Source organism: Pandoraea eparura, from assembly GCF_902459725.1.
Classification (GTDB): Bacteria; Pseudomonadota; Gammaproteobacteria; order Burkholderiales; family Burkholderiaceae; genus Pandoraea; species Pandoraea eparura.
In genome coordinates this window covers 392,099-404,112 of sequence record NZ_CABPSH010000001.1, presented here as the reverse complement: position 1 = coordinate 404,112, position 12,014 = coordinate 392,099, and the positions used below count along the sequence as shown (strand labels likewise).

Below are 12,014 nucleotides of genomic sequence, written 5' to 3'. Positions count from 1 at the left end.
CATCTGGGGTTCACGTGGCCTTCGTGTGACCTTCAGGCGGCCTTCATGCGCGCCTCCACGGCCCGCAGCACATCCTCCAGCGTGGTTTCCATCACGCGCACGAGGTCGTCGAGTTGCGCGCTGGGGGCGGCGGCGCGTGGCGTCACCCGCAGCGTGTGGAATGGCATCGACGGCTCAAAGCGGCGCAACACCAGATCGGAGTCGAGGAAGTCGTACGCCGACACCGGATGCAGCCAGCCGATACCGACGTTTTCCTTGACCATCGTGCCGATGTTGATCGAATAGCGCGCCGTCGCGACCACCTGTTGATGCAGATTGCCCTCGGCGAAGAGTTGATCCATGCCCCAGCGCACCATGTCGGTCGGCTCGTATGACAGGATCGGCTGCCCCTTCAGATCGGCCAGGCGAATCACCTTCTTGCGCGCGAGAGGATGACCGGCAGGCAAGGCGCAGATCGCGTCGAGCTTGGCGAACGAGACGGCATCGGTCGCGGCCACGTCGATGGTGTTGGTCACTAGACCCAGCGCGAGCTGATGCGTGACGACCTGATCGCGAATGAGATCGGAGGCCCCGGTGGTCAGCGCAAGCTGCACGCTCGGGTGCATCGCCCGGAAGCCGGCCATCACGCGCGCGAAGAAGCCGAGGCCGAACGATACGACCGACCCCACGCGTATGACGGCCTTGTCGGGGTTGCGCAGATTGAGGGCGAACTCGCGGATGTTGTCGAGGCCGGCGTAGCGGCGCTCGACTTCCTCGAACAGCGCGAACGCCTCGGCCGTGGGTTCGAGCCGACCGCGCGCGCGATCGAACAGCGTGAGGCGCGTCGAGCGTTCGAGATCGGCCACGAGACGGCTGACCGCGGACTGCGACGTACCGAGCACCTGCGCCGCCTTGGTGGTCGTGCGCGTGAGCATCAGCGCCCGAAAGGCGTCGATGTGCCGAAAATCCATCGATTCTCCACGGAAGGGTTAGCTGTCGGGGCCCTTGCGCATGGGGCCTACAGCGCGAAAGCGTGGATTCTACCGCCCTTCATCACCATCGGAATCCGCTCGCCCTGACCGAGCAGACAGTCGAGCGATGCGAGCGGATTGCCGTCGACGATCAGCACGTCGGCGTGCGCACCGGGCACGATCTCGCCCAACTGTCCCGATTGGCCGAGCACCTCGGCGCCGATAAGCGTCGCGCTGCGCAGAATCTCCGCCGGCGAGAGCACTTCGGCGCGCAGGCGGAATTCGTCGCTTTGCAGACGCTGCGACTCGCCCAGCAGATCCGAGCCGTACCCCATCTTCACCCCGGCCTCGCGGAAGATCTCGAGCGAGCGCAGGCCCGCCGCGTGGACGTTGGCGATCTTCGCAACGCTATCGTCAGGCAGCCCGAGCGACTTGCCTTCGTTCGCGAGGGCATCGTAGGTCACCAGCGTGGGGACCACGTAAGCGCCTTGCTCGGCCATGTAGCGCGCGGTGGGAACGTCGACGAGGTTGCCGTGTTCGATGGTGCGCACTCCGCAGCGCACCGCGCGCTCGATGGCCGATGCCGTGTAGGCGTGGGCGAGCACATACGTGCCGCGTGCGCGCGCTTCCGCGACAATGGCGCGGATTTCGTCTTCCGAGTAGCCCCAGGCACCGACCGGATCGGTGGGCGATGCCACGCCGCCCGAGGCCATGATCTTGATCTGATCGGCGCCCATTTGCAGCTCTTCGCGCACGGCGCGTCGCACTTCGTCGACGCCATCGGCCACGCGTGAGAGGGCGCCGACGCGCACGCAGCACGGGCAGGGGCCGTCGGTGCCGACGTAGTCGGTGCGCGCGCGTCCGTCGCCGTGTCCGCCGGTCTGGCTGATCGCTCGACCCGACACGAACAGGCGCGGCCCTTCGGCCAGTCCACTTTCGACCGCGTGCTTGATGGCGTGTCCCGCGCCGCCGGCGTCACGCACGGTGGTGAAGCCGCGGCGCAGCATACCCTGCAGAATCGGCACCGACTTGAGCGTGACAAGCACGTTCGGCAGATGGGCCTGTGCGGCCAGATCGAGCTGCGTGGCGTGGACGTGCACGTGCAGATCGATCAGTCCCGGCATCACGGTGCGCCCGTGCGCATCGATCTCGCGCGCGGACGCTGCGCGAATCGGTTTGTCGGACACCTCCTTGATGCGTCCGCCTTCGATGAGCACGGCGTGGTCTTCGCGCAGCTCGCCCTTGACCGGGTCGAGCAGCGCGCAATTCGACAACAGAATCGACTCCATGACCTCTCCTCCAGGATGGTGTGTCCGGCGTTGCCCGGGGCGCCGGGCAACCCTGTCTTGTGTTCAATCGATGGTGGCGTGGGCGAGCGTGCGCGGTGTGCGCGTGAGCATCTCGGGGGTGTCGCCGGTGACGACCGAGTCGTCCAGACGGAAGCCGCCGAGGCCGTAGACATAGATGCCGGGCTCGGCAGAATAGACCTCGTTCGCGAGCAGCGGACGATGGTTGAACGCCATGTCGTCCGGGTACTCATGACCGATGATGCCCATGCCATGACCTGTGCGATGTCGGATGTACTCGCCGCACCCGGCCTTCTCGATGACGGCCTGCGCGGCGGCGTCGATCCCCGAGACGGGTTTGCCGGTCACGGCGGCGTTCACTGCGGCTTCATTGGCGGCGCGTGCGACCTCGTAATAGCGCGCCTGATCGCTCGATGGCTTGCCGCAGAACCACGTGCGTTCGTTCTCGATGACGAGTCCGTTCAGTCGCGGAATCACGATGTTGACCATGCCGTCGCCCGCGCTGATGCGCGCGCCGCACGAAGCGCCATCGCCATGCGGCGAGGCCGAGGCGGGGCCGGAGAGCGTCCAGCAGCGCATCACTTCGAGGTTTTCGCCAGGGAAGCGCTTCGCCCCTTCGGTGACCATCAGCGCAGCCATTGCGTAGTCGAGTTCCTGCACCAGGCGCCCCGGGCGAATGTTCTCGCGATATCGGTCCTGCACCCAGTCGGCCAACTCGGCGGCGGCGCGCATGATGGCGATCTCCTCGTCGTGCTTGACCCAGCGCAGGGCGCGCATCTCGGCGAGCATGGGCACGAGCTTCGCGTCGGGCAGCAGGGTGCCTGCGCGCGCCAGCGGACCGCCGGCCGCATCGACGCCGATGCGCGAGGTGGCCAGGCCGGCGGCGCGCAGCGTGTCGGCCATCAGCGCCGGGACTTCGGCGAGCAGCGGCTGGCGTTGCGTCACGCGCGGATGCTCGGCGTAGAGGGTGACGCGATCGAGATCGAGCCAGAGATGACCGCGCTCGCGCGCCATCATCAGATGGTGGGTGGACAACTCGTTCATCACCGCGAAAGGCTCGCCGTTACGCGGCACACAAATGGCAATGGGGCGCTCCCACGTCTGAACATCGACGTGAAAGTTCGTGGCCCACTGGAAGAAGTCGGCGGCGGTGAACACGAGCGCATCGACACGCGCGCGGTCCATGAGGTCGTTCATCAGGCCGCGGCGGTACTGACGTGTGGCATGAGACAGTGTCGGCATGGCGAAATCCTTATCGGCAATGTGTTGCGTAATGTCGGTGAATGTCAGCCGGCGCAAGCGCGACGCCTGCTGCGGCATCGCGCGAGCGGGCCGCACGCGTGGCGAGTGCACTTGGGCGCGTCAGGTCATCATCGTCTTCGCATAACGGCGATGGATGATCCAGTGCGAGGCGATGGCGAGCACGAACGTCACCACCATCGAGACGATGGAGAGCACCGCGCCGAACGGCCAGTTGTTCGCCTTCGCGATCTGGTCGTAGATCGTGGGCGTCATCATCGTGATGCCGGTGCCGCCGAGCAGCACCGGCGTGGCATAGGCGTTCATGCACAGAATGAACACGAGCATGGTGCCCGCCGCGATGCCCGGTGCGGCCATCGGCAGAATCACGCGCGTGAGTGTCTGGCGGAACGTGGCGCCCAGATTGCGCGCCGCTTCTTCGACGGAGAAGTCCATGCCTTCGAGCACGCTCTGCAACGTGAGAATCATGTACGGCAGCACCACGGCGGTGGTCCCCACCACGACCGCGAACGGCGTGTACAGCAAACGAATCGGCTGGGGCACGATATCCAGCGACACCAGCAACGAGTTGACGAAACCGGCGGTGCCGAGCATTACCATCCAGCCGGCCGCGCGCACGACGTTGCCGACCAGCAACGGGAAGACCAGCAGCATCACCAGCAGGCTCTTGAAGCGCGTTTGCGTGCGGGCGAGCACGTAGGCGACAGGAAAGCCGAACACGAGCGCGAGCGCGGTGCACAGCGAGGCGACCTTGATCGTGGTCCAGAGCACCGACAGGTAGTACGGATCGGTGAAGAACTTGACGTAGTTCGCGCCGGTCAGGGCCGCCTGCATCATGTCGACGGGATCGAACCGGTTGAAGCTGTAGCGCACCAGTTGCAGCCCGGGCAGCACGATCACGAGCAACACCACGAGCGTGGCGGGCGTGGCGAGCGAGCCGCCGGTGAGCGCGCCGCGCACCGCGCGTGCGGTGGCGGCCCGGGTGGATTCGGAGGCTTCGGCGGCTTGGGAGGCTGGCGTTTGCGGCGTCATCGCGGGCTCTGGGGTGTCGGCAAGGGTCACAGCCCCACCTTGAATTCCTTGTTCCAGAAATCGAGCAAGGCGGGCTTGTCGGCGGTAAAGCGCGCGTAATCGAGCTTGACCATGCGATCGAGTTCGGCGCGGGTGAAGCCCACGCTTTCCTGCAGCGACGGCGGCAGATTCGCGTTCGTCACGGTCGGCGCATAGCCCATCGTCTCCGCAAAGCCGATTTGCGCGCGCGGGTCGAGCATTGCGTTCAGATAGTTGAAACCACACAGTTTGGACTGCGAATTCTTCGGCACGGCGGCCTCGAACGTCACCGGTACGGCGCCTTCCTTGGGCACCACATAGTCGATCGGCACGCCCGCCTTCTTCCATTGCAGCGCGCGCGCTTTCCACATGCAGGTGAACCAGATGTCGCCGCTCTTGAGCGCGGAGGCCACGGCTTCGTTCGACGGATACACCTTGGGCTGCTGCGTCTTGCGCAGCTCACGCAGGAATTGCACGCCACCGGCCATGTCGCCGTCCTTGTGGCCGGCCGCGAGCGAGCTGCTCACCACGTTGAAGTTATAGAGGATGTCGGAGAAGCCCACGCGGCCCTTGAGCTTGGAGTCGAGCGCGGCGGTAAACGAGTCGGGTTTCGTGCCGAGCTTCTCGGGGTTGTAGACGATCACCATCGCGCTGAAGATGTGCGGGATCGAGTACGGACGGCGCAGCGCCTCCAGCGCGTTCACCAGGTTCGGGACGACCTTGGCGTCGACCGCTTCGAGAATGCCCGAGCGGTTGATGTCGTACATATCGAGATCGGCCAGGCAGGCGACGTCGAGCGAGCCGCGCCGCGACGCCTTCTCGGCACGCAGCTTCGTCATGCGCTCGACCTGCCCGGCAGAGTCGTAGGTCACCTTGCCGCCGGCGGCTTCGATGATCGGCTTGCCGATGTTCTGTTCGAGCAGATTCAGATAGTCGCCCCCCCACGTGCCGACGACCACGTTCGGGCACGCGGCGGCCGCGTGGGCCGAGAGCGCATCGAGGCCGAGCGCGGGGGCGATCACCAGACCGGAAGCGGTCTTCAGAAACGAGCGGCGGTTCAGAGCATGCGTCATGTCGTCATCCTTCAAAACGTTGGCCGTGAGGTTGGCCAATCCATGGGCCGAAGCGGGTGGGAGTGAGGCAGTATCGTCAGGCGTTGAAAAACAGGCAGTCCGTGCTTGCGAAGCACGCGTTGAGCGCACGACCCGGCGCGTAGCGGCCGACGTCGTCGCGCGCAGTGTTCTGCACGTGCGCGACAAGCGTCTCACCTTGTGGGCTCTTCAGACGGAGTTCGAGTGTGGAGCCCAGGTAGATCGTCTGATCCACCGTGACCGGCATGGCCGTCTCGTCGCGGGCGGGGGCGTCGCTCAGGCGCAAACGCTCGGGGCGAATGCCGAGCGTCGTGGCGTCGGGGGCGGCACTCGGCAGTGCCAGACGCTCGCCTTTGGCGGTCACGAAATGGCCGTCGGTCATTCGCCCGGCGAGGAAATTCATTTTGCCGAGGAAGTTCGCCACGAACGGATTGGCCGGGCGCTCGTAAAGTGCGTCGGCGGTGCCGATCTGCTGCACGCAGCCGTCGTGCATCACGGCCAGACGGTCGGCAATCGCCAACGCTTCTTCCTGATCGTGGGTGACGAAGATCGTCGTCAGGCCAAGCCGACGCTGCAACGCGCGGATCTCTTCGCGCACGTCGGTGCGCAGCTTGGCGTCGAGGTTGGACAGCGGTTCGTCGAGCAGGAAGACGTCGGGACGAATCGCCAGCGCGCGGGCAATCGCCACACGTTGCTGCTGCCCGCCGGAGAGCTGACGCGGATAGCGATCCGCGAGCGACGTGAGGCGCACCATGTCGAGCGCTTCGCGAATTCGCGTGACGCGCTCGGCGCTGGACACGTGTCGCATTTCGAGGCCGAACGCCACGTTCTCGGCCACGGTCATGTGCGGAAAGAGCGCATAGCGCTGGAACACCATGCCGGTGTTGCGGCGATGCGCGGGCAGGCGCGAGACCTCCTTGCCGCCGATCCAGATTTCGCCGGCTGTCGGCTCGACGAAGCCCGCGACCATGCGCAGCGTCGTGGTCTTGCCACAGCCGCTCGGGCCGAGGAAGGCGACGAGTTCGCCGTCGGCGATCTCCAGTGAGAAGTCCGCCACGGCAGCGGCGTTGCCGTATTGCTTGCGCAGGTTGCGCAACGAAACGTTGGCCATGTCAGATCACCTGGCTGAGTTTGACGAAACGATCGGTGATCAGCATGACGATGCCGAGCAGGACGATCTGCGCCGCGGAGACGGCGGCAATCGTCGGATCGAGGTTGAATTCGAGGTACTGCATGATCGCGATGGGCAAGGTGGTCTTGCCGGGGCCCACCAGCGGCAAGGTAAGTTCGAGGTTTTCGAACGACACGATGAAGCTGAACAGCCCGGCCGCCACGACGGCGGGGCGCAGCATCGGCAGCGTGACGCGCCACAGCGTGCGCCACGGGCCCGCGCCGAGATTGCGGGCGGCTTCCTCGATGGTGCCGTCGATCTGCGCCAGGCTCGCGCCCACGAGACGCATCGTCCAGGGAATGGTCAGGCAGATGTGCGCGATCACGAGACCGCCGAAGGTGCCGACGATGTCCATGTCGAGCGCGTTCTCGGCGCGCAGGTAGAAGAGGTAAGTGGCGATGCCCGCGACAATGCCCGGGACCACGAGCGGCAGCAGCAACACATTGCCGAGTGTGCGGCGCCCGGGGAAGCGATAACGCGCGAGGGCGAGCGAGGCGGCGACACCGAGGATCACGCCGCCGATGGCCGCGCAGGCGGCGAGTTGAAGCGAGAGCAGGAAGCCGTCGGCGAACGCGGCGTTGCGCCATGCATTCAGGTACCACGAGACCGTGTAGCCACTGGGCGGGAACGTGATGATCGCGTCTTTGAAGAAGCTCAGCCAGACGACGAAAATCAGCGGGCTGAGCATGAACAGATAGATCAGCGTGACCCCGGCGCGCACCGCCCATTTCGCGACGGGTACGCGCCGCGCACCGCCTGTCGGACGCCGCAGCCCATCACCCGCCACCCCACTTGGCTCCATCGAAGTCTGCGTCATTGGCGTCCTTCCCGGTATCGTGGATTCGATGCAAATTTGCATTGCATGAAACGTTGATATGCAAATTAGCATATCAAAATCGTCATGCAAACCGGAAAGCTGTCAGGGTTTCAACGGAGGCCGCGGGTGGTCGATGGCGGTCGATGGCGGTCGACAGCAGTCGACAGCAGTCGATGGCGATCGACGGTGATCGGTAGCGGTCGATGCGGTCGATGCGGTCGATGCGGCGATGCGGTCGATGCGGCGATGCGGTGAGGCGATGCGGGTTTCGATACGCGCGACGGGCGGGGCCGTGAAACGCTTCGTCGGCGGGGTGGCGAAGCGTTGTCGGGCACGAGGGCAGCGGGGGATGGCCGCGTGCTCAGACCTGCCAGAGCGCACGCACGGTCGCGAGGGCGTGCTGCGAGGCGTTGGCGGCCGTGCAGTCGACGATGTGACGTTCGGGCATCGAGCGCAGCCACGTGAGCTGACGCTTGCACAACTGACGGGTCGCGAAGATGCCCTTGTCGCGCATCGTGTCGTAATCGATCTCGCCGTCGAGGTATTCCCACACCTGGCGATAACCGACGCAGCGCATCGACGGCAGACTCGGATCGAGATCGCCACGTGCGCGCAGGTGTTCAACTTCCTCGACGAAGCCTGCGGCGAGCATGAGACGAAACCGCTCGGCGATACGCGCGTGCAACACCGCGCGCTCGCCCGGCTCCAGCGCGACCGGCACGAACGTGTGGGCCGGTGGCGTGGCCGGCGTCCGGGCTTGTTCGGCAAGCCATTGCGACATCGGCTTGCCCGACAGCAGGAAGATTTCCAGCGCGCGCTGAATGCGCTGCGCGTCATTCGGCGCGAGACGGGCCGCGGTCACGGGATCGACGCTTGCCAGCCGTGCGTGCATCGCCGGCCATCCCTCGCGTGCGGCGTCTTCGTCGAGCTGGGTGCGCACCTCGGCATTGGCCGACGGCAGCGGCGAGAGGCCCTGCGTAAGTGCCTTGTAGTACAGCATCGTGCCGCCGACGAGCAGCGGCCGGCGACCGCGGGCGGCGATCTCGTCGACAAGACGCAGTGCGTCTTCCCGGAACTGCGCGGCGGAATAGACGTCGCGCGGATCGATGATGTCGATCAGATGATGGGGGACGGCCGCGAGCTCGGCCGCGCTCGGCTTGGCCGTGCCGATGTTCATCTCGCGATAGACGAGCGCGGAGTCGACACTGATGATCTCGAGCGGGGTGTCCTGTGCCAGCGCGAGGGCGGCCGCGGTCTTGCCGGATGCCGTCGGGCCCAGCAGGCAGACGATCGGGGGAGGTGACTTCATGACCGGCTCAACGTCCCCGCATGAACAATTTGTCCAGATCGCCGAGCGTGAGCTGGTACCAGGTGGGACGCCCGTGATTGCACTGATCGGCGCGCTCGGTGGCTTCCATCTGGCGCAGCAGTGCGTTCATTTCCTCGTGCGTGAGACGCCGATTCGCGCGCACGGCCGTGTGGCAGGCCAGCGTGCCGAGCAGTTCGTGCTGGCGCTCCGTGAGCACGCGCGACCCACCGTACTGGCGCAAATCGGCGAGCACGGCACGGGCCAGGGCTTGCGCGTCGGCCCCGTCGAGCAGGGCGGGAATCGCGCGCACGGCGAGCGTGGTCGGCGACATTGCCGCAAGGTCGAAGCCCAGCGCGGTGAGCGTCTCCTGATGCTCTTCCGTCGTGCCGATTTCCACCGGATCGGCGAAGAAGGTCACAGGGATGAGCAGCGGCTGCACCGGCACGCTGCGCTCCACCAGAGCCTGCTTGAAGCGTTCGTACAAAATGCGCTCGTGCGCCGCGTGCATGTCGACGAGCACGAGGCCGTAAGCGTTCTGCGCAAGGATATAGATACCGTGCAATTGGCCGAGCGCGAACCCGAGCGGTTGCTCCAGCGCCATAGCGTCGGCCGTGCTGCTGCCGTTGGCGCCGGACGGCAAGGCGTCGAGGCCAACGGTGAGCGTCGTGCCGTCTTGTGCTGTCCCGGCACTGCCGTACGTCGGTGGGGGCGCATCCGTCACGCCCGGCTGACCATACGGACGCGGGGCCGGGGGCGCAGTGCGGCCGAACAGGTTGTCGTAGACGGACAGCGGTTGCGCCACCGGCAGCGTGCCTTGCTGCATGCGCGGGCTCCAACTGCTGCCGCCCGGCGCACCGAATCCGCCGACGCCACCGACGCCAGCGGCCGGGCGCGCGGCCATCATGCCGCCGCCCAAGGAGGCACCCGGCCCGGCGGCGAGACCACCGCCGTCGGTCAGGTGGGCGGCGTGCGTTGCGCCGCCACTGCCCGCCGCGCGGGCCAGCGCACGTTGCACGACGTGGAACACGAACTGGTGGACGCTGCGGGCATCGCGAAACCGGACTTCGATCTTCGACGGGTGGACGTTGACGTCAACCAACTGCGGCGGCAGTTCGAAATACAGCACGTAAGCGGGATAACGGTCGCCGTGAAGCACGTCTTCGTAGGCGGCGCGCACGGCGTGGGTGAGCAGCTTGTCGCGCACAAAGCGGCCGTTCACGAAGAAGAACTGCTGGTCGGCGCGGCCACGGCTGGCGGTGGGCAACCCGACGAAGCCCGACAGGCGCAGCTCGGCCGCGCCTTCGTCCAGCGCCAGATGGGCGCCGGCAAAGTCGTTACCGAGCACGCGCGAGACGCGTGTCGCGGCGTCGGACGCATTCCAGTGCTCCACCGCCCGGTTGTTGTGCAGGATCGAGAAGCCGACATCCGGGCGCGCGAGTGCGCTGCGGCGAATGACGTCCATGCAATGACCGAATTCGGTCTGCTCGGTCTTCAGGAATTTGCGGCGCGCGGGGGTGTTGAAGTACAGGTCGCGCACGTCGACCGTCGTGCCCACGGGGCCCGCGGCAGGCGTGAGCGCACCGGTATTGCCGTCGATGGCGCTCGCGTGCGGGGCATCGGCCCGGCGGCTCGACAGTGTGATCTGGGCCACCGACGCGATGGAGGCGAGCGCTTCGCCCCGGAACCCCAGCGTGAGTACTGATTCCAGCTCGTCGAGCGTGCGAATCTTGCTCGTCGCGTGGCGCGTGAGCGCGAGCGGCAACTGCTCGGCGGACATGCCGCCGCCGTCGTCGGTGATCGCGATGCGGCGCACGCCGCCTTCTTCGAGCTTGATCTGGAGGGCTCGGGCGCCGGCATCCAGCGCGTTTTCGAGCAATTCCTTGACGACGGACGCCGGGCGTTCCACCACCTCGCCCGCGGCGATCTGGCTGATCAACTGGTCGGGAAGGACCTGGATGGCACGTTGCGGGGCGAGGCCCGCCGGCATGGGGCCGGGACGGCGCTCGGGGGCGTCGGTGAGCGCGCGGTCGGGCACGCCGGCCGGGGCGTGTTCAGAGGGGGCGGGGGTCGGGGTCGCAGACATGGGAACCATTATAAAGGTAGCCCTCAAAGACATAGGTTGACCCACGTTTTAGCCCGTAAGACTCGCTCGGGCACTCACACAGGCAGCCGCGCAGGCACCTGCAGCGGCACCTGAAGTGGCACCTGAAGCGGCGCGACCCATTCCTGTCATGGGAAGGTCGTAGGCTTGAGGTGGGATTCGACACACCCGGGCGGAGGAATTTCGACCGTCACGGGGACTTCACGACGCCCGACGTTTGCGCTGGTATCATGCGATTCGTCGCATGCCCGCGGGGATGGGCCGGCGTCCTTTATCTTGAGGAATCGACTTGGATACTTTGGTGCAATTGCTGGAGATGGTGCTCCATATCGATAAACATCTGGGGGTGTTTATCGATCAGTACGGAAACTGGGTGTATCTGTTCCTGTTCATGATCGTGTTCGTGGAAACAGGGCTGGTGCTCTTTCCGTTCCTGCCGGGCGATTCCCTGCTGTTCATCGGCGGCGCGTTTGCGGCGACCGGGGCCATGGATCCGTGGTTGCTCGGCGTACTGCTCTTCATCGCGGCCGTGACCGGCAACACGCTCAACTTCTGGATCGGCTCGAAGATCGGGCCGAGAGTGTACGAGAAGAACTGGCGTTTCCTCGACCGCGATGCCTTGCGCAAGACCCACGACTTTTACGAGCATCACGGCGGCAAGACCATCGTGATCGCGCGTTTCGTGCCGGTCGTGCGCACATTCGCGCCGTTCGTGGCAGGCGTGTCGGCCATGTCGTGGGGGCGCTTCCAGCTTTATAACCTGCTCGGCGCGCTGATCTGGGTGACGCTGCTCGTGGGCGGCGGCTACCTGTTCGGCAACCTGCCGGTCGTCAAGCAATACCTGAACGTCATCGTGCTGGTGGGCATTTCGGCGGCGGTGGTGCCGATTGCGCTCGGCGCGCTGTGGAAGCTCGTCACGCGCGGTCGTCGCCGCGTGGCGCAAGGCCAGAGCGAGTAA

10 protein-coding genes are annotated in these 12,014 nt (G+C 66.1%); 1 reads left to right on the top strand and 9 read right to left on the bottom strand.

What is annotated here, in order from left to right; all coding sequences use genetic code 11:
- Positions 1-32: 32 nt before the first annotated feature.
- From PEP31012_RS01795 to mutL, 9 genes are all read right to left on the bottom strand, one after another.
- Positions 33-950: a LysR substrate-binding domain-containing protein gene (locus PEP31012_RS01795; protein WP_150587635.1), complete on the bottom strand. Its 918-nt coding sequence runs from the start codon at positions 948-950 to the stop codon at positions 33-35.
- Positions 951-997: 47 nt separating this feature from the next.
- Positions 998-2,239, bottom strand: a complete 1,242-nt coding sequence (locus tag PEP31012_RS01790) for a metal-dependent hydrolase family protein (RefSeq protein WP_150587634.1) — start codon at positions 2,237-2,239, stop codon at positions 998-1,000.
- A 63-nt stretch (positions 2,240-2,302) separates the two neighbouring features.
- Positions 2,303-3,499: a M24 family metallopeptidase gene (locus PEP31012_RS01785; RefSeq protein WP_150587633.1), complete on the bottom strand. Its 1,197-nt coding sequence runs from the start codon at positions 3,497-3,499 to the stop codon at positions 2,303-2,305.
- Positions 3,500-3,619: 120 nt separating this feature from the next.
- The gene (locus tag PEP31012_RS01780) at positions 3,620-4,579 is read right to left on the bottom strand and encodes an ABC transporter permease (protein WP_246171099.1); all 960 of its coding nucleotides are present in this window, start codon (positions 4,577-4,579) and stop codon (positions 3,620-3,622) included.
- Complete coding sequence (locus PEP31012_RS01775) at positions 4,576-5,640, bottom strand: extracellular solute-binding protein (protein WP_150587632.1); 1,065 nt, start codon at positions 5,638-5,640, stop codon at positions 4,576-4,578. Before PEP31012_RS01775 ends, PEP31012_RS01780 begins: the two co-directional genes overlap by 4 nt.
- A gap of 76 nt (positions 5,641-5,716) precedes the next feature.
- Positions 5,717-6,769 carry an ABC transporter ATP-binding protein gene (locus tag PEP31012_RS01770; RefSeq protein WP_150587631.1) on the bottom strand — a complete coding sequence of 351 codons (1,053 nt, stop codon included), beginning with the start codon at positions 6,767-6,769 and terminating at the stop codon, positions 5,717-5,719.
- Between the two features lies 1 nt (position 6,770).
- On the bottom strand, positions 6,771-7,646 hold the full coding sequence (locus PEP31012_RS01765; protein WP_150587630.1) for an ABC transporter permease: 876 nt from the start codon (positions 7,644-7,646) through the stop codon (positions 6,771-6,773).
- Positions 7,647-8,007: 361 nt separating this feature from the next.
- The gene (gene miaA, locus PEP31012_RS01760; RefSeq protein ID WP_150587629.1) at positions 8,008-8,955 is read right to left on the bottom strand and encodes a tRNA (adenosine(37)-N6)-dimethylallyltransferase MiaA; all 948 of its coding nucleotides are present in this window, start codon (positions 8,953-8,955) and stop codon (positions 8,008-8,010) included.
- Positions 8,956-8,962: 7 nt separating this feature from the next.
- Positions 8,963-10,942 (bottom strand): DNA mismatch repair endonuclease MutL, encoded by a 1,980-nt coding sequence (mutL, locus tag PEP31012_RS01755; RefSeq protein WP_150588035.1) that lies wholly within the window; start codon positions 10,940-10,942, stop codon positions 8,963-8,965.
- A 403-nt stretch (positions 10,943-11,345) separates the two neighbouring features.
- On the opposite strand from mutL, the gene PEP31012_RS01750 reads away from it, so the two are divergent.
- Positions 11,346-12,014: a VTT domain-containing protein gene (locus PEP31012_RS01750; RefSeq protein WP_150587628.1), complete on the top strand. Its 669-nt coding sequence runs from the start codon at positions 11,346-11,348 to the stop codon at positions 12,012-12,014.

Coding starts and splice junctions, on each gene's coding strand:
- mutL (WP_150588035.1), bottom strand. CDS start 10,942: ATGCCGGCGGGCCTCGCCCCGCAACGTGCCATCCAGGTCCTTCCCGAC.
- PEP31012_RS01765 (WP_150587630.1), bottom strand. CDS start 7,646: ATGACGCAGACTTCGATGGAGCCAAGTGGGGTGGCGGGTGATGGGCTG.
- PEP31012_RS01795 (WP_150587635.1), bottom strand. CDS start 950: ATGGATTTTCGGCACATCGACGCCTTTCGGGCGCTGATGCTCACGCGC.
- PEP31012_RS01785 (WP_150587633.1), bottom strand. CDS start 3,499: ATGCCGACACTGTCTCATGCCACACGTCAGTACCGCCGCGGCCTGATG.
- PEP31012_RS01790 (WP_150587634.1), bottom strand. CDS start 2,239: ATGGAGTCGATTCTGTTGTCGAATTGCGCGCTGCTCGACCCGGTCAAG.
- miaA (WP_150587629.1), bottom strand. CDS start 8,955: ATGAAGTCACCTCCCCCGATCGTCTGCCTGCTGGGCCCGACGGCATCC.
- PEP31012_RS01770 (WP_150587631.1), bottom strand. CDS start 6,769: ATGGCCAACGTTTCGTTGCGCAACCTGCGCAAGCAATACGGCAACGCC.
- PEP31012_RS01775 (WP_150587632.1), bottom strand. CDS start 5,640: ATGACGCATGCTCTGAACCGCCGCTCGTTTCTGAAGACCGCTTCCGGT.